Below are 17,140 nucleotides of genomic sequence, written 5' to 3'. Positions count from 1 at the left end.
CCACATGCTAGACACCGACACCCGAGATGACTCCCGGTCTCGAGTCGGCCGGTCGGATCGGCACCGTCGGCCGATCGTCCTCAACGATCCGGTTGCTGACCGACCCGAGCTGGTCGATAGTCACTTCGACGACGTCGCCGGCGGCGAGGTGGCGTTTGGGGTCGCGGGCGTGTCCAACACCTCCGGGGGTGCCCGTGAGGATTACGTCGCCGGCACGGAGCGGCAGGATCTGCGATAGGTACGCGACGAGATGGGCCGGGGTGAACAACAGGTCGGCGATCGGATGATCCTGCATCACTTCCCCGTTCACCGTGGTCGTAAGGCGGGCGGTGGTCGGGTCGAACTCGTCGGCGGTGGTGAGTACCGGTCCGATCGGCGTGGATCGCGCCCATATCTTGCCCTGCAGCCACTCCTGCGACCGGTACTGCCAGCCACGCATGGAGATGTCGTTGGCCACGGTGTACCCGGCGATCGATGCGGCGGCTTCGTGCTCGGTCACCCGGTAGGTAGTGGCGCCGATGACGACGGCGAGTTCCCCCTCCCAGTCGAGTTCGGGATCGTCGGCTACCGCGGTGATGTCGTCGTAGGGTCCGGTGACGGTGTCGGCGAACTTGGCGAACACCGTCGGATACTCCGGCAGTGGACGCCCCATCTCCTCGATGTGACTGCGATAGTTCAGTCCGACACAGAGGATCTTCGACGGCTGCGGCACCAACAAGGCCACGGATGCGGCGACGGCGTCGTGTCGAGGGCCATCGGCGGCGGCGGAGATATCGCGCCAGTGGGGTTCGGCGAGCAGAGTGCCGACGTCGTCGTAGCCGTCGATCTCGATGTAGGTGTCCCCGTCGAGTCGGGCGGCGGCGGTACGGTCGGCGAGGCGCACGGTGCCGAGCTTCATGAGGGTTGCCCTTCGGTGAGTTCGCGGGAGTCGTTCGGTACCACGAGGTCGAAGAAGCCCCAGTGGGTGTCGGCCGGCAAGGTGCCGGTGAGCACCCGGCCGCACTGTTCGGTGACGATGTGCGACGTGCCGCGGTGCTGGGTGCCGGCATGACTGTCCCGGAAGAACCGTTGTAGCGCACTGTTTCGCATCACCTGCGCCCCGGCGAAGCGGTGCACCAGCTGGCTGATCTCCAGCGCCGTGCGGGTCGCCAGATTCGACGCGAGACGCGTCATCGTCTCCTGATCGGTACTCAAGGCCGCCCCCGACATCAATGCGGCCTCGTGCTCCGACGACGTCTCGCGCAGCAGCGCCATGGTGCCCCGGACATGCGAGTAATGGCGGGCGAACTCGGAGAAGAACTCCGCGGTGGTCACCGGTGAGTCCGGGGAATCGGACTTGCGTTGAGCAAGTTCGCGGAGCTCGTCGAGCATCCGTCGACCGACGCCCTGTGACCACGATGCCTGGCCGAGGCCGGCGAGTAGGGCGGGGCTGAGCCGGTTGGTGACACCGCCGCGACGGATGGTGTCACGGCCGATGTCGAAGGTGTAGTCGTCGGCGACGAAGACGTCGTCGGCGGCATAGTCGAGGCTGGCGGTGGCCCGCAGCCCGAGCATATCCCAGTTGTCGATGATGCGCAGCGCGGATCGCGGTACTACGCAAACGATCTCGGCGCCGGTGTCGGCGTCGGTGACCGCAAGGTTGAGGTGGGTGGCCATCGAGACGCCGGGGGCGAACTTCCAGGTTCCGGTGACCTGGTAGCCGCCGTCGACGGCCACGGCGTAGCCCGAGTACCCGGCGCTCTGGCCGGCGACCAGTGCGCAGCGGCCGTCGCCGAACAGCTCGTCGACCGCAGTGTCGCCGAGATAGGCTGCCGCGGTGGCGGTCTCGCCGGCGACGGTGCGTACCAGCCACCCAAGTGAGGCGTCGGCGTGCGAAAGCTTCTCGATCACGGCCATCACCTGCAGGGGTGTGGCGTCCAGGCCGCCGAGTTCGGCAGGGACCATGAGGCCGAACACGCCGCTGTCACGCAGGGCGCTCTGGACGGCGGGTGTGGGTCGACGCAGGCGTTCGCTGTCGTCGGCCTCGAGTTGGAGCAGTGGGTACATGTCGTCGATGCGGGCGAGCACGTCGGAGATGGACTCACTTCGGGTCAGGGTGGTGGTCATTGTCGTCTCTCTTTCGTTCTCGTCAGCGGTTGTCGGAGCCGTCGGCGAGGGCGCCCCAGGTTCCGCGGTAGAAGAGCAGCGGTCGGGTGTCGTCTTGCTGTCCGTAGGAGGCGACCTTGCCGAGCAGCAGGACGTGGTCGCCGCCGTCGTAGCCGGCCCACGGGGTGCACTGGAAGTAGGCCAGTGAACCGTTGATCCGTGGTGCCCCATCATCGATGACCCACTCGATCGGTGCCCCCGCATCGGGTTTGCCGGCGAACTGCAGCGCGGTGGTCAGCTGATCGTCGCCCATGATGTTGATCGCGAACGGACGTTCGAGCAGATAGGTCAGCGCGCGGGAGGTCCGCATCATCGAGACCAGGACCAGCGGCGGGTCGAGCGATACCGAGGTGAACGAGTTGACGGTGACGCCGTGGTAGGTGTCGCCGGACTCGTAGGTCAGCACGGTGACGCCGGTAGCGAAGTTGCCCAACGTGTTTCGCAACTGTCGGGGGTCGGCGTGCGGAGCGGGAGTCGCCACGGCCGAACCCAGCGTCCGGGCGTCGGCGGCATTCTCGTAGATCTCCGAGTTCCACATGAGTTCGGTCATGATGTGTTCTCCAGATGAGTGGGTGATCGATGGATGCGGTTAGAGCGCTTCGACGAGGGTTTGGTCCTCGTCGACGTAGGAGGTCGCGGTGCCTTCGGGAAGCAGCCTGCGCGCCAGCGGGTAACCGATGATGGCGGCGACCAGGGAGACCAGGAATCCGAGCGCGAAGGTGTGCGTGGCCATGAGCACGATGCCGATGGCGGCAGCGATGATCAGGGTGAGCACACCGGCCCAGTTCCAGTTCTCGATCTTGTGGGTGGCGCTGTCGAACTGACGGCGCCGGGTGATGTAGTAGTCGGCAATCATCACGCCGCACATCGCCAGCGTCATACACCCGAGGTAGGCGAGATAGGTGGTGAACGAGTTGAGGATGCCGGCCGCGATCATCAGCAGCGCGATGATGTTGGCGACGACCACCATGACCGCACGCGGTGGCTTGCGGCCGGTCAACGAGTTGACCAGGTTCACCAGCGACAGCGAACCGGAGTAGGAGTTGATGGCCTGGGCCTTCGCCTGGGCGGCGTAGATGGTGATGAAACCGATCCAGCCGGCGAAGATGACGAAGAACGCGCCGGTGTTGCCCATGACGAATGCGCTACCCGCTTCGCCCGCGGCCTGGGGGGTCATGCCCGGGTTGTGCGACACGATGTAGTCGATGACCGTCGGCATGCCGCCGATGACGACGAGCGAACCGAGGATGGTCATCAGGACGTTCTGGACCAGGGGGCCGGAGGTGGCCAGCACGGTGACGTCACGACGGGTGCGGCAATAGCGGGCGAAGTCGGCGGTGACCAGTGCGATGGTGCCTGCCGTCGCGCCCATGACGCCGATCGCCGCTTCCAGCTTGGTCCAGTTGCCACCCGGTACGACGCCGGCGTAGGTGAACACGGTCATCGGGTCGGCGCCATCAATGAGGTAGATCTTGACGATCATCCACACGGTCACCACCAACGTGACCACGATGAGCACTCCTGTTGCGCGCAAGGCGAACTTGAGGCCGAAGATGGCCAGGGCGATCCACGCGACGCTCATCAGACCGTAGATCACGATCTTGGTGAGCCACGTGTCCTGCCAGGAGAACATCAACAACGTGCCCTCGTAGAGCAGGGCCGATTCGACGGCCAGGAAGCCCAGGATCATCACCGAGAAGATCAGCGACCCGATGGACGAGCCACGCACACCGAAGCCGAAGAACCGGCTGGTGATGGTGCTCGACATGCCGGTGGTGAAGGACATGTGCCCCAACGACTTTCCGAGAACCACGGCGAGGATGGCGACGAGCACACCGGCGGTGAGGCCGATGACAAATCCGGCGAGCACGACGGTGAAACCGGCGATGGCGAAGATGACCAGGGCGGTGGCGACGCTGACGGGACTCAGCGAAAGGTGCAGGCCGCTCTTACGGTCGCTCGCTGGAACGCTGACCAGCGCGTGGTCTTCGGCGGCCGCGGCGAGCGAGGAGTCGATGGAGGATTCGGCGGGGATGGCAGCGACGGTCTTACCGGATCTGCCGACGGAGATTGCCATGATGGGGACATCCTTGGGGTCAAAGGGAATGGGAAGAGGGGTCAGGAACTGCAACCGACGACAGCGGTCGCCTCGATCTCGAGCCGGATCTCCGGCTTGGCAAGAGAGGACACCTCGACGAGAGTGCAGGCCGGGAAGTCGCCGGTGAAGAACTCCTGGCGGGCCTTCCACACCTCGGTGTTGTTGCCGATCTCGGTGACGTAGATGGTCATCTTGACGACGTCGTCCATGACCCCGCCCGCGGCCTCGACCAGGTTCTTGATCTTGCCGAAGACGACCATCGCCTGGTCGTAGTCACCGCCGACGACGGTTTCGCCGTCGTCGGCGCGGGCGGTCATGCCCGACACCATCACCAGGTCGCCGATGCGCAGGCAGTTGGACCAGAGTCCGTCGGCGGGTTCGCGGACGTCGGTGGAGCGGATGCGTTCTTTGAGCATTGTCTGTTCCCTTTCAGAGGATCTGGTGTTCAGAGCTGGATCAGGTTGTCCCAGGGTGACTTTCCGCCCCAGTTGACACACACGCTCTGGCGGCGCATGAAGCCCTTCCAGGCGTCCGAGCCGGCGGTACGGCCGCCACCGGTCTCCTTCTCTCCGCCGAAGGCGGAGCCGACGTCGGCGCCGGTGGTGCCCATGTTGACGCGGACGATGCCGCAGTCGCTGCCGCGGGCGGACAGGAAGGTCTCGATGTTGGTGAGGTTGGTGCTGTGGATGCCTGACGCGAGTCCCTGAGCGACGTCGTTGTGGATCGCGATGGCCTCGTCGAGGGTGTCGTAGGTGAGCACGGAGACGATCGGCGCGAAGGTCTCCTCCTGGGCGATCTCGAAGTGCGGCTGCACTCCGGTCACGATGGCCGGTTCGACGTAGAGGCCGGGACGGTCGATCACGGTGCCGCCGTAGACGACGGTGGCGCCCTGGGCTCGGGCCGAGTCGAGGGCCATGCGGTAGTCGTCGACGGCGGGTGCGTCGATCAGCGGCCCGATGACGGTGTCGGTGTCGCGCGGATCGCCGATAGTGATCTGGTCGAAGGCCTTGCCCATCAGGTCGACGAGTTCGTCGACGATGCTGACGTGGGCGATGACGCGTCGCGTGCTGGTGCAGCGCTGCCCGGTGGTCCCCAGGGCACCGAAGGCCAGTGCCTTGGCGGCCAGCGGCAGGTCGGCGGTCTCGTCGACGATGCAGCCGTTGTTGCCCGAGCATTCGAGCTGATACCGGCGGCCGAGGGTGGAGCCGACGACGTCGGCGACGTGCTTGCCGACGCGGGTGGAGCCGGTGAACGACACCATCGCGACGCGCTTGTCGGTGATGATCCGGTCGGCCACGGCGTCCTCACCCGGGATCAGCAGGGAGAACACGCCTTCGCAACTGAGTTCGGCGGCGGCTTGGTTGACCAACTGCTGGATGGCGATGGCGGTCAGCGGCACCTTGGGGCTGGGCTTCCAGATGACGGTGTTGCCGGCGATGACGGAGAGGAATCCGTTCTGAGCCCACACCGCGGCCGGGAAGTTGTAGGCGCTGATGATGCCGACGACGCCGAGCGGCAGCCACTGGTCGTACATGCGGTGGTCGACGCGCTGGGACTGCTGGGTGAAGCCGTACATCATGCGGGCCTGGCCGGCGGCCAGCGTCGACATGTCGATGACCTCGCGCAGTTCGCCGCGCGCTTCCATGGTGGATTTGCCGGTGTCGAGGGAGACGATGGCGACCAATGAGTCGAGGCTCTCCTCGACCAATTGGCCAATGCGGCGGACGAATTCACCTCGCCGGGGGGCCGGCACGGACTGCCAGCGCTTCTGCGCTTCGACGGCGGCGACGATGAGGTTTTCGGCGTCGTCGGCGGTGGCGGCGGCGACCTGGGCGATGTCGGTGCCGTCGGCCGGGCAGCTGGCCGTGATCAGGTCACGTCCGTCGACCTCGGCCCAGCCGAGGGCGTCGCAGTAGGTGCCAGAAGCGACGGTGTCGAGGCCGAAGGCGGTCAGTGCGTTTGTGGTGTCGAAGAGCGCGTTCTTGGTGTCCAACATGGCTTCTCTCAATCGTTGGTGGGTGGTGGGTGGGGTCGGACAGATGTCAGTCCTGGGCGAGGAACTCGCCGATGGTGTCGTCGGTGTGGTACTCGGGCTTCTCGTAGTAGTGCGGGCCGTCGTAGATCTCGATGAGGACGCTGCGTTCGTGGGCGATGGTGGGACCGTGCGGATGATCCTTCGGATTCATGTAGAACGAGCCGGGCTTCAGACGCAGGCCCGAGTCGGAGTATTCGTAGTCACCTTCGAGGCAGTACATGAACTGGTTGGAGGCGTGCGTGTGTTTGGTCGGGATGGTCCCGCCCTGCTCGTATTCGAGCAGCGCGATGCTGGCACCGGTTTCGGGGTTCTTGTGGAGGAAGTACTGGCGGAATCCGTAGTCCGGGTAGTCGATCCAGTTGTCCTCGACGAGATCGGTCTGATGTAGCAGGACCTCGAGGCTGGCGAAGGTGTCGGCGTTGATGCTCATCGTCATTCCATTTCCGGGCGGCCCGCGGCCACCCACTCGTCGTATTCGGTTCGGCTGTCCGGCGTGGCCGGGAAGAGACCGAGGATCGATCGGCCGCGGGCGATGTGGCCGGCGGCGAACTCCTCGTATTCGACGGCGTCGAGCGCAGCGTCGGCGACCTCGGCGACGAGATCGCGCGGGATCACCACGACCCCGTCCCGGTCCCCCACCAGTACGTCGCCCGGGTAGACCGCCACGCCGGCGCAGCCGACGGGTTCGTCGAGGGCGATGGGGTGCAACGCAATCGGTGTGGCGGGCGGCGCGTTGCGCTGCTGGTAGCACGGCAGTCCGGTCTCGGCGATGGCCGCGGAGTCGCGGTACCCGCCGTCGGTCACGACGCCGGAGACCCCGCGATACCGGAGCCGCGTGGCCATCATGTCGCCCATCGACGACGCGGCGGTCGAGCCGCCGGCGTCGATGACCAGCACCGCCCCTGACGGGCACTCCTCGATCGCGCGTCGGTGCTTGTTGTCGTCGCGGCCGTAGTTGGCCATGCTGTCGAGGTCCTCGCGGGCCGGGATGAACCGCAGAGTGTAGGCGGGTCCGACCAGCTGTTCCTGGCTGTCGGCCAGCGGTGCCAGGCCAAGCATCATCACATTGCGGAAACCACGGGCCAACAACACGTTTGCGACGTTTGCCGATCCCACCCGCAGCAGTTTGGCGCGGATCTGCTCGTCGAGCTCCTGGACGGGAGCCGGTGCCATGGTGGTCATTCGAAGAACTCCAAAGGTGGTCGGTTGCCCCACTGGGTGGTTTCGCTGGCGGTGCCGTTGAAGATGGTGGGCTGATGGCTCGCATCGACGACGTCGCCGTCGGTGTAATGCTCGATCCGGAAGCCGAACGGGTCCTTCCAGTAGTCGAAGATCTGACTGCCCAGGACGTGCCGGCCGACACCGATGTCGAGCTGGTGACCTTGCTGCAGGAGATAGTCGTGGGCGGTCATCACCGCATCGAGGTCGGTGACCTCGAAGGAACTGTGATGCACCCCAACCCAATCCGACTGCAGGATGAGCATGAAGTGGTGATCAACCAACTGCTCGCCGAGATCCAGCCGGACGAAGGTGCCGATCACGGGACCGTCGGTGCCCGGTGGCACGAAGTAGTCCGAGTGCAGGAAGTTGAATCGCTCCTCGAGCCATTTCATCGAGTCGTCGTGGCTCGACACGTGCAGGACGAAGTGTCCCAAGCGTGCGATGGTGCATGGTGCGGTACCCTGCCGGACGTTCCCGTTGACCCGGTTCTTGTCTCGAATGTTGTTGAACAGGAACGGATCACGGTCATCGATTGGCTGGGCCTGCGTGCGTCCCCAGATCGCGCGGATCTCGAATCCGTCGGGCATGTGCATGACGACCTGCAGGCCGCCGCCCGGTTCGGTGGATTCGTGCACCGGCGACGAGTCCGGTAGTGCGGCAAGCTCGTCGAGGTCGTCGCGAGAGCGGACCTCGATCGAGGCGCCGATGAACTTCTGCTTGTCTCCCTTGCGGGCGACGTAGATGTGATGCTGGGTTCCGGTGCCGCGCATGTAGAGTGTGTTCTCGTCGCTCCCGTCGACGGTGGTCATGCCGAAGTCGGTGAGGAAGCGTTCCGCGACGTCGAGGTCGGGTACCTGGTAGGTGACCTGTGCCGCGTCGATGGCGGTCGCCATGGTGACTCCTTCCTGTGTTGGTTGGTGGTTCAGTACGGCAGGACGCTGACGTCGCCGGGGCCGATGAGGTCGGGCGCGGTCCAGCCGTCGAGGTCGTATTCGTCCATTGCCGACTGCGCGAACGCTTTCCATTCGTCGAGCAGTCCGCGTCCGCGGGCGCTGAACAGGTTGGTCTGACGGGTGACGTCGTTGCTGCCGATGTAGTTGATCTCGTAGAGCTCGTGGCGTCCGCCGAACTCGGTGCCGATGGCGTCCCACAGCATCTTCATCACCTTGACGCGTTCTTCGGCGTCGATGCCGTTGCTGCCGCGCAGGTAGGTGTCGAGGTAGCCGCGGATCTCCGGTGTCTTGAAGTCGTTGGCGTGGGAGTTGAGGTAGATCAGTCCGCTGGCGACGACCTGCTCGATGATGTTCTTGATCTTCGGCATGGCCAGTTGATTCATCACGCGGTAGGCGCCGGCGTGCTGCGGATCAGGCTGGATCATTCCGCCCTTCCACGGCACCTCGCTCTTGGCCATCGCATCCGACAGCGCCCAGAAGGTGTTGCGCCAGGCGATGACCTCGCCGAGTTGGCTCATCACACCGTGGAACTGTCCCGAGCCGGTGATGTCGAGAGCCTTGGCGAGCAGTCCGACCAAGAAGTCGAGCTTCACGGCGAAGCGGGTGCACCCGTGGAGCGAGGCACGCTCGAGGTACCCCGAATGGATGTTGTACTTGTTGGCCTGATCCAGATCGTTGTAGATGAACACGTCCGACCACGGGATGAAGACGTTGTCCAGCACCAGGATTGCGTCGTTCTCGTCGAGGCGGCTCGACAGTGGGTAATCGAACGGGCTGCCCAGCACCGCGGCGCGGTACTCGTTAGATGTGCGGCACAACAGCTTCACGCCCGGCGCGTTGGTCGGCATGATGAACACCGGTGAGTAGGCGGGGTCCTGGATGGCGACCTGACCGACGTGGCCGACGAAGGTGTAGTGGGTCAGTGCCGATCCGGTCGCGACGACCTTGGCGCCGGAGACATAGATGCCGTCCTTGGTCTCCTTGGTGACGTGGACGAAGACGTCCTTGCCGGCGTCAGGTCCGGCGCCACGGTCGACAGGCGGGTTCATGATGGCGTGGTTGACGTACCAGGTCTTTTCCTGCGCCTTGCGGTACCAGTTGCGGGCGTTGTCCTCGTAGCCGCGGTAGAACTCGGCGTTGGCGCCGAGGGTGCCGAGGAAGCAGCCCTTGTAGTCGGGGGAACGTCCCATCCAGCCCCAGGCGATCTTCTGCCATTCGGCGATAGCGTCGCGGGAGGCGACCTGCTCGGCGACGTTCTCCGGCGCGCGATAGAAGCGATGGGTGAAGCCGCCCCATTCGGTGGGGGTGGTGAGGATGTCCTTGCGAGCCGGGTCGTGCAGCGCGTCGTACATCCGCGCGATCATGCGAGCGGAGTTGCGGAACGCCGGATGTTCGACAATGTTCTCGACCTTCTCGCCGTAGATCCACACCTCGCGGCCATCATTCAGGCTGGCCAGATATTCGTCGCCGGTGAATGGCTGGTATTCCTTGGGAATCGAATCCGTGGCATTCGGAGAATCGATGATCGCGGTCATGTTCGTTTCCTTTCTTGACACGATTTCTGGCGCGTTCCAACCACGGCAGAAATCGTGGACTTCGAGGGCTTTTCGGCCGGAGGCCGGTTGTTGTGGCCTCTTTCTCGCCTGTTGTTCCGTCGCCCTTTGCGGTGATTTCAGAATGGCACCCGCGGCATCTCGGCAACAGGGTCGCGACGATGCGATCGGCGGGCGGAGCGACTCACCGTCGCGTCGGAGGGTGCGTCAGGCGAACGCGCGAACGGCGAAAGATGCGCTCCCATAAGGGCGTTTACCGACCCGAAACACGACGATGGTGATCACACTGCGGGCCAGCGAGTGGCCTACTTCACTTATTTGCTGTCTCAGATAGTGGGATATGGCTTGTGTTGGGCGAGCTTATGGTATCCACGGTTGTTCGCAGGGGTACATAGTCTTTTATATGGCTCTCACCAATCGAGGGATTCCCGGCGTCGGCCGATGGCCTCGGCAACCTCGATCCAGCGCTGCATCACCGGCGTGAGTTCGGCGCCTCGGCGCCAGATCAATGTCGCTTCCATCGGACCGAGCCAACGCGGTGCATCGATGAGTTGAATGCCACGAAAATGCTCGGCCACGCGTTCAGTGGTCGGCGCCACGCCCAATCCTGCGGCCACAAAAGGGAGCGCGGTTTGTGGTGTCGACACCTCGAGAACCTCGAATGTGTGATCGTCGGCCAATGCCGCCTCCACGACTTCAGGCATTCCCGGGAATGCAGGTATCCGATAGGGAAGAATCCATCTCCCCCAGCCACGTCCGTCCGGGTGGCTTTCCTCTTCCCGGCCCTGCGGCACCGCGATCTTGAGGTCGATCTCGACGATCGGCCTGGACTCGCAGATGTCGCCGACGAACTCCGCGAATCCGTCGGGGCTGAACGGCACGCAACCGAGGTCCAGGTCGCCGGTGCGGATGCCGTGCAGGATCGCGTCGGGGACCACATCGTTGAGCATCACGCGGACCCCCGGCGCCTGATCGAGGAAGTCGGCGAGCACATCCGCGACGATCTCGTGGATGACCATCGGCTCGACGCCGATGCGGAGGTCACCGACGACCGCGTCCCCCATCAGTGCCAGCGTCTCGGCAAGTCGGTCGCGGTCGGCGAGCAGTCGGCCACCGTTGGCCAGCAGGAAGAGGCCCGCATTGGTCGGGTGTACGCCCTTGGCGGTCCGCTCGAGTAGTCGCACCCCGAGTTCACGTTCGAGTTTGGCGATCGCCAGACTGACCGGCGGTTGGGTCATGTTCAGGTTCTTGGCGGCCTGGGACACCGAACCGGCCTCGATGACGGCCTTGAAGTACTCGAGCTGACGGAAGTCCATGGTGCTTCTCTCCGGGCGGCGGTGTCGATGTCAGAACTCTACGCAGACCGCGCGACATGCTCGGTGCACAGCTGTACACTGAGCTGATGTGTAGTGAGACCGCCGACCGCCGAACCGAGGTTGTCGCGATGACGCGGCTGGGTTCCCGCGAGCTGGGCCGCGCCCTGGTCGGGATCAGCAAGATGCACGCCACGGTCGCCGACTCGGTGTTCTCGGGGCTGCGGTGCGTACTGGGTGACAGTGTCGAATCGGCCCGCGCGATCCATGACACGGTCAGCACCGGCACCTACGGTGCCGTGGCGGCGACAGTCGCCACAGCCGGCCGACTGGCGGAGATCGCCGCGGAAACAACTGGCGGTGTCCCCTCCCACTCGTCGCGGGGAGCCACAGGTCTGGCCATCCTGAACGGGCTGATCGGCGACGAACTGGCCGGGAGCGGGTCACCCCTCGCTCCGGAGATGTCGATCCGCGTCCGTGGTGTGTCGATCGAGATCGAACCGGCCGAACTCACCGACGCCTATCCGCACGCATCGTCGCATCTGGTGGTCTTCCTGCACGGCCTCATGGAGGCCGAGTACGCATGGTCCGGTGGCGGCAAACCCACCTATGGCGCGCGGTTCGCGGACGACTTCGGCGCCACCGAAATCCAGATCCGCTACAACACCGGCCGGCACATCAGCGACAACGGACGTGAGCTGTCGGCGTTACTGACGAAACTCGTACTGCTGTGGCCGGTTCCGGTCACCGAGGTGACCCTCGTCGGGCACTCGATGGGCGGACTGATCATCCGCAGCGCATGCCACGCCGCCGCCGACGATCCCTACTGGCTGAGCCTGGTCCGTCACACCGTCAGTCTCGGCACACCGCACCTTGGCGCCCCACTGGCCAAGGGTGTGCACGCCGCGACCACGGTGCTACGGACGACACCGGCGACCCGACCCCTGGGCAATCTCCTCGGGCGACGCAGCGCCGGCGTCCGAGATCTGTTCCACGGCACGCTGACCGACGACGGGTGGTTGGCCAATGAGCCTGATGCGTTGCGCCAAAAACGTGCCGCCGATCTGGAACTGATTCCCGGGGCGCGGCACCTGTTCGTCACCGCAAGCCTCACCCGCGATCCGCGGCATCCGCTGGGCCGCATCATCGGTGACGGCATGGTGCTCGACGGCAGCGGGCGCGGTCAAAGCCGTTCGGTGCGAATCGGTTTCCGGACCGAGGACGGCTTCCACATCGGGGGTGCCAACCACTTCACCCTGCTGAATAGTGACGCGATTTATGCGTGGCTGGTTGAGCAGCTGCGACCGCGGAAGATGTTGCCGGCGGCGTAATTTCCGTTATGACGATCAGTGGCCCTTGAAAGCCTCGGCAAGCCACCAGGATCCGCCATCGGAGGCGATCTTCGCGTCGATGACGAGAATCCCGTCGGGTGCGGACGCCCAGTCGGCCACCGCGGCCATGTCCTTGCGATTGCGCACGGTGATGCCGGTGGCGCCGTAACCGCGGGCGATCGCGGCGATGTCGGTGTCGCCGAAGGTGACCGCGCCGAGGTCGGCGTCCGCGCCGAAGTGGTGGACCTCGGCTCCGTAGGCGGCGTCGTTGTAGACCGCGATCACCAGCGGGTTGCCCAGCCGCACCGCGGTTTCCAGTTCGCTGATGCTCATCAAGAAGCCGCCGTCGCCGACACCGACCACTGCCAGCCGATCCGGTTGGGCGAGCATCGCACCGATCCCACTCGCGAGACCGAGGCCGATGGATTGAAAGGCCTGGGTGAAGACGAAGCCGTTCTCGTCGGGTACGCGCAGGTAGGCACTCGGATAGCCCAAGAAGTTGCCGGAGTCGACGGCGACCACCCGGTCGGCGGGCAGGGCGTCGTCGAGCAGGGTGCTGAACACCCGCGGATCGATGTGGTCGTCGGTCGACAGGTCGGTGGTGGCGACGTCGTTCCACCACCGGTCGGCGCCAAGTCGAGTCGCGACCTCGGGGGTGCGATACCCCGACCTCGGTGATACGACGGCGTCACGGACATCGAGAGCCGTTGCGCCGCAATCGCCGTGGACACCCAACGTGACGGAGCGGTGTTTGCCGAGGGCGGCGAGGTCGTCGTCGATCTGGACGACTGCGGTGTCGGAACCGATGAGCGAACCCTGCCGCATGGTCCACATGTTCAGCGCGCATCCCCAACCGACGATCAGGTCGGCGTCCGCGATGAGTTCGGCGGTCAGCGGACTGGAGAAGCCGCCGGAGATGCCGAGGTCGAAGTCGTCCGCGCGAAAGAGACCGTTGGCCACCGCGGAGGTGGCGACCAGGGCGCCGACGTGGGCGGCGAGGTCGGCGATCGCGGGTCCGGCGTGGCGAGCGCCGCGGCCGGCGACGAAGACGGGGCGGTCGGCGTTCTCGATCAGCCGACACAGTTCGGCTACCGCGGCGACCGCAGGACGGACCGGTTCGGGAGCCTGCGGCGCGGTCGCGGGGTTCCGCTCGTCGACTGCCTGGGCCTGCACATCCAGCGGCAGGTTCAGCACCACGGTTCGTCGGCCGTGGACCGCGGTGCGGTAGGCGCGCAGCACGTCGTCGACGGCGGTGGCCGCACTGTGGACGCGCTCGGACACCGCGCCCACGCTGCGCGCGAGTCCGTCCTGATCGACCCGGAAGTTCGACAGGACCGCTGCACCCGCGGTGTCGGCGGCGAGCACGATCATCGGGGTGCGACTCTTGGCGGCTTCGGCGATGCCGGTCATCGCGTTGGTCAACCCGCAACCCTGATGCACCGAGACGATGGCCGGTACGTCAGCCAGTCGGCCATAGGCATCGGCCATCGACGCGGCGCCGCCCTCGTGCCGGGTCGCAACGAACCGAACACCGTTGGCGCGCAACGCATTCGTCACCGCAAAATTGCCACTGCCGACGACCCCGAAGGCCACCCCCACGCCGAGCTCGGCGAGGGTCTTCCCGACCAGCTCCGCAACCGTGCTCATCTCAGGCCGGGACGAAGGCGAAGACGCGGGCGGGCGATCCGGTGCCCCCGACGATCGGCAACGGGGACACCACCAGCAGCGCGCCGGTGGCCGGAAGTGCATCGAGGTTCTGCAGCTGGGTCAGGCCGTACTTGTCGGCGCCGAGCAGGTGATAGTGCGCAGGGAATGCCGGGTCCATACCGCCGGCCTGACCGGCGTCGATGCCGACGGTCTCCACGCCGTATCCGGTGATCGCGGACTGGGCCAGCCATTCCGCGCCCGCGACTGACAGACCCGGACTGTGTGGTCCGTTCTCGTCGGCGTTGAGGAAGGCCTCGGCGTCGGTGTTGAAGCGACTCCACCCCGTCTTGAACAGCAGCCACGCGCCCTCGGGCAGGGGGCCGTTCTCCGCGACGTAGGACTCGAAGTGATCGGGTTCCAGAAGGAAATCCGGGCTGCCGGCCACCTGCTCGGTGAAGTCGAGGATCACCGCAGGACCAATGAGCCGCTCCGGTGGGATCTGGTCGACCGAGGTGCCGTCCCGGCCGGTGCCCCAGTGGGTTGGGGCGTCGAGATGGGTGCCGGTGTGCTCGCCGGTGTGAATGTTGTTCCAGGCCCAGAACGGTCCGTCGTCGTCGAAGTCGCTGACCTTCTCCAGCGAGAGCGAGATGGTATTCGCGAACGGCTCCGGTAGTTGCAGCACCGGGGTCTGCGGGCTCAGCGGCGCGGTGAGGTCGACGATGGTCACCGAGCCGTCGGTGAGGCCGGACAGGAGCGTGGTGATGGCGGTCATGGTGTCACCCTATGACTGGGCGAGAGTGATCCGAACCTGGACCTGACCTTTTGCGTTGCGACTGCTGACGGCGTGACCCGACCACCACGTGCCGTCCAGCGTCAGTTCGATCGGTGCGCCGTCCCCGGTGAAGTTGCGCCACCAGGTCTTGTGACCGGCTGCTCCCACGCCGACGATGACGGTGTTGCCGCTTCGCCGGTACTGCACGGGCAGCTCGATCTGCGTGCCCGACTTGCGACCGGTGTAACGGAGGACGGTGAACGAGCCCTTCGTCAGAGACTTGACGCCAGGGAGTCCGAGGAACGGGATCACCGCTTTGTTGATGATCGAGGCGGAGCTCTGGATCACCTTCATCGAGGCCCCTTTCCGAGTGTTGGCATGAGTCCATGGTGCCTGGCATCTGTGCTGGACGTCGCAGGTTGGGTAAGCGTTCTGCTGCCACGGCTGACCAACTCGTTGAGAACTACGCGTGGTCGTGGTCGGAGGTTCCACGACGATCGACCGTCCGAACTTGTCGTAGTGCCGCGATAAACTGAGAGGTTCTAGTGACCTATTTCGTCGAATAGCTTTGGTACACAGTCGAATTAGTTCTTGTAATTCTATTGACTCGCACATGTGTGCGAGTACAGTGGAGGCATGCCCGAACCAGTCGCCACCCCCACCGCCCCGCCGAACACCACCAGCGCAGTCAGCGCGCTGCTGTCCGCGGTCTATGACCTCGACCTCGGCCGGATCACCTCCGGCCGGGAGGCCTTTGAGACGACGAAGGTGATGATCACTGCGGTCAGCGCCTTGTGCTACCAGCTGGCGGTGTGCGCGGCCCACATGGACCGGCTCGGCGTGGCCAAGCAGCGGGACAACGGCAAGACCAAAGCCTTGTTGATCACGATGGGGTTGGCGCCGTCGGTGGCCGAGCGGACCCTGCGGATCGGGTTGGGCATGCCGCGGATGCAGCTGTTGGCGGGGTATGCCGAGGACGGTGTCCTTCCGGCCGAGCATCTCGACGCGATTGTTTCCGGGGTGGCGCACGTGGCGCGGCGGGCGTTGGACGGGTTGTGCGACGAGGAACGTCGCGAGGTGGAGGTGGAGTTGATCGCCCAAGCGATGTCGGGGGCGACGCCGAAACAGATCAGCACCAAGGCTCGCGAACTGGGTAACACCTTCGCTGCTGAGACCGGTGGCTTGCCGGCGGCCGAGGACCGCAGTATCAACGAGTTCAGCGTCACTGAAACCTCCGACGGTCGGATCGCGGTGCGGGGCGATCTCGACATCGTCACCGGCACCAGGCTGCAGACCGCGATCGAATCGCTGGTCGACCCTCGCCCGCAACCCGATGGCTCGAAGGACGCTCGTACCCCAGGGCAGCAGCGCGCCGATGCGCTCAACCTGGTTCTCGAGGCGGCCGCGAATAACCCGACCCCGTTCGTCGCCGCCCCGCACACCGATCTGAACGTGACGGTCTCGGCCAACACTCCCGCGCCGGCCACTCTGCAATGGACCTCCGCGCTGACCCAGGCGACCGCTGAACTGCTGGCCTGCGACAGCAAAGTCACCGAAATCGTCCTTGACGGAGAAGGTGTACCGCTGAAAATGGGTGAGAAGAAACGCCGGTTTCCGCACCACCTCCGCAAGGCGATCTTGATCCGCGACACCTGTTGCGTCAAGTGTGGGGCGCCGTCCTGGATGGGTGAGTGTCACCATATCGCCTACTGGAGTCATGGTGGCCCAACCGATTTGGACAACGGGTGCCTGTTGTGCGCCTCGTGTCATGCCCAGATCCACGCCTCGGATTGGGAGATAGTCATGGGCGTCGACCGGCACCCATGGCTGATCCCACCGACCACGATCGATCCCGCGCGAAAACCGTTGCCCGCCTACAACAGGCGCACCATGACGCTCGACGATCGGGTCGCCGCATGATGGTGTCGATACGCCCCTCCTTCGTCGGGGCTACTCAACCAGCGGTGGGCAGAAGTCCACCGTGACGAAACGTTTCGACACGCCCCTCGCCCAGCGGCTCGGGACGGCTCAACCAGCGTATGGCTCAGCACATTTCAGCGCATCCGACATCC

16 protein-coding genes are annotated in these 17,140 nt (G+C 65.3%); 2 read left to right on the top strand and 14 right to left on the bottom strand.

All coding sequences use genetic code 11. From position 1 onward, the window contains the following. Positions 1 to 7: 7 nt before the first annotated feature. The 11 genes from AAFP30_RS13545 to AAFP30_RS13495 form a co-directional block, all read right to left on the bottom strand. The gene (locus tag AAFP30_RS13545) at positions 8 to 898 is read right to left on the bottom strand and encodes a fumarylacetoacetate hydrolase family protein (protein ID WP_419230436.1); all 891 of its coding nucleotides are present in this window, start codon (positions 896 to 898) and stop codon (positions 8 to 10) included. Next, entirely contained in the window at positions 895 to 2,106 is a 1,212-nt protein-coding gene (locus AAFP30_RS13540) for an acyl-CoA dehydrogenase family protein (RefSeq protein WP_419230435.1), read from the bottom strand. Before AAFP30_RS13540 ends, AAFP30_RS13545 begins: the two co-directional genes overlap by 4 nt. Before the next feature lie 22 nt (positions 2,107 to 2,128). Further along, on the bottom strand, positions 2,129 to 2,695 hold the full coding sequence (locus tag AAFP30_RS13535) for a flavin reductase family protein (protein WP_419230434.1): 567 nt from the start codon (positions 2,693 to 2,695) through the stop codon (positions 2,129 to 2,131). 39 nt (positions 2,696 to 2,734) lie between these two features. Next, the gene (locus AAFP30_RS13530; protein ID WP_419230433.1) at positions 2,735 to 4,222 is read right to left on the bottom strand and encodes a purine-cytosine permease family protein; all 1,488 of its coding nucleotides are present in this window, start codon (positions 4,220 to 4,222) and stop codon (positions 2,735 to 2,737) included. 41 nt (positions 4,223 to 4,263) lie between these two features. Then, the gene (locus tag AAFP30_RS13525) at positions 4,264 to 4,659 is read right to left on the bottom strand and encodes a RidA family protein (protein ID WP_419230432.1); all 396 of its coding nucleotides are present in this window, start codon (positions 4,657 to 4,659) and stop codon (positions 4,264 to 4,266) included. 29 nt (positions 4,660 to 4,688) lie between these two features. Then, positions 4,689 to 6,239 (bottom strand): aldehyde dehydrogenase family protein, encoded by a 1,551-nt coding sequence (locus AAFP30_RS13520; RefSeq protein ID WP_419230431.1) that lies wholly within the window; start codon positions 6,237 to 6,239, stop codon positions 4,689 to 4,691. A 46-nt stretch (positions 6,240 to 6,285) separates the two neighbouring features. Continuing rightward, positions 6,286 to 6,708, bottom strand: a complete 423-nt coding sequence (locus AAFP30_RS13515) for a cupin domain-containing protein (RefSeq protein ID WP_419230430.1) — start codon at positions 6,706 to 6,708, stop codon at positions 6,286 to 6,288. A gap of 2 nt (positions 6,709 to 6,710) precedes the next feature. Continuing rightward, positions 6,711 to 7,460, bottom strand: a complete 750-nt coding sequence (locus AAFP30_RS13510) for a hypothetical protein (protein WP_419230429.1) — start codon at positions 7,458 to 7,460, stop codon at positions 6,711 to 6,713. Continuing rightward, entirely contained in the window at positions 7,457 to 8,392 is a 936-nt protein-coding gene (locus AAFP30_RS13505) for a VOC family protein (RefSeq protein WP_419230428.1), read from the bottom strand. The genes AAFP30_RS13510 and AAFP30_RS13505 overlap by 4 nt, the downstream gene beginning before the upstream one ends. A gap of 29 nt (positions 8,393 to 8,421) precedes the next feature. Next, a complete protein-coding gene (locus AAFP30_RS13500) occupies positions 8,422 to 9,987 on the bottom strand; it encodes a 4-hydroxyphenylacetate 3-hydroxylase N-terminal domain-containing protein (protein WP_419230427.1) in 1,566 nt (521 codons plus the stop codon). Positions 9,988 to 10,415: 428 nt separating this feature from the next. Beyond that, on the bottom strand, positions 10,416 to 11,321 hold the full coding sequence (locus tag AAFP30_RS13495) for a LysR family transcriptional regulator (RefSeq protein WP_419230426.1): 906 nt from the start codon (positions 11,319 to 11,321) through the stop codon (positions 10,416 to 10,418). An 86-nt stretch (positions 11,322 to 11,407) separates the two neighbouring features. Here AAFP30_RS13495 and AAFP30_RS13490 point away from each other — a divergent pair, with 86 nt between their 5' ends. Next, on the top strand, positions 11,408 to 12,649 hold the full coding sequence (locus tag AAFP30_RS13490) for a lipase family alpha/beta hydrolase (protein WP_419230425.1): 1,242 nt from the start codon (positions 11,408 to 11,410) through the stop codon (positions 12,647 to 12,649). 15 nt (positions 12,650 to 12,664) lie between these two features. On the opposite strand, the gene AAFP30_RS13485 is transcribed toward AAFP30_RS13490, so the two are convergent. From AAFP30_RS13485 to AAFP30_RS13475, 3 genes are read right to left on the bottom strand one after another with little or no spacing between them, the layout of a single operon-like run. Beyond that, positions 12,665 to 14,296: a thiamine pyrophosphate-binding protein gene (locus AAFP30_RS13485; protein ID WP_419230424.1), complete on the bottom strand. Its 1,632-nt coding sequence runs from the start codon at positions 14,294 to 14,296 to the stop codon at positions 12,665 to 12,667. Position 14,297: 1 nt separating this feature from the next. Further along, a complete protein-coding gene (locus tag AAFP30_RS13480) occupies positions 14,298 to 15,068 on the bottom strand; it encodes a cyclase family protein (RefSeq protein ID WP_419230423.1) in 771 nt (256 codons plus the stop codon). Between the two features lie 9 nt (positions 15,069 to 15,077). Continuing rightward, positions 15,078 to 15,422 carry a nitroreductase/quinone reductase family protein gene (locus tag AAFP30_RS13475; protein ID WP_419230422.1) on the bottom strand — a complete coding sequence of 115 codons (345 nt, stop codon included), beginning with the start codon at positions 15,420 to 15,422 and terminating at the stop codon, positions 15,078 to 15,080. A gap of 282 nt (positions 15,423 to 15,704) precedes the next feature. Here AAFP30_RS13475 and AAFP30_RS13470 point away from each other — a divergent pair, with 282 nt between their 5' ends. Continuing rightward, positions 15,705 to 16,988, top strand: coding sequence for a DUF222 domain-containing protein (locus AAFP30_RS13470; protein ID WP_419230421.1), 1,284 nt, complete (start codon positions 15,705 to 15,707; stop codon positions 16,986 to 16,988). Positions 16,989 to 17,140 lie beyond the last annotated feature (152 nt).

This window comes from Gordonia sp. CPCC 205515 (genome assembly GCF_048537925.1).
Taxonomy (GTDB): Bacteria; Actinomycetota; Actinomycetes; order Mycobacteriales; family Mycobacteriaceae; genus Gordonia.
Note: the sequence above shows the minus strand (reverse complement) of the source record. Positions and strands in the feature narration are given on the sequence as shown.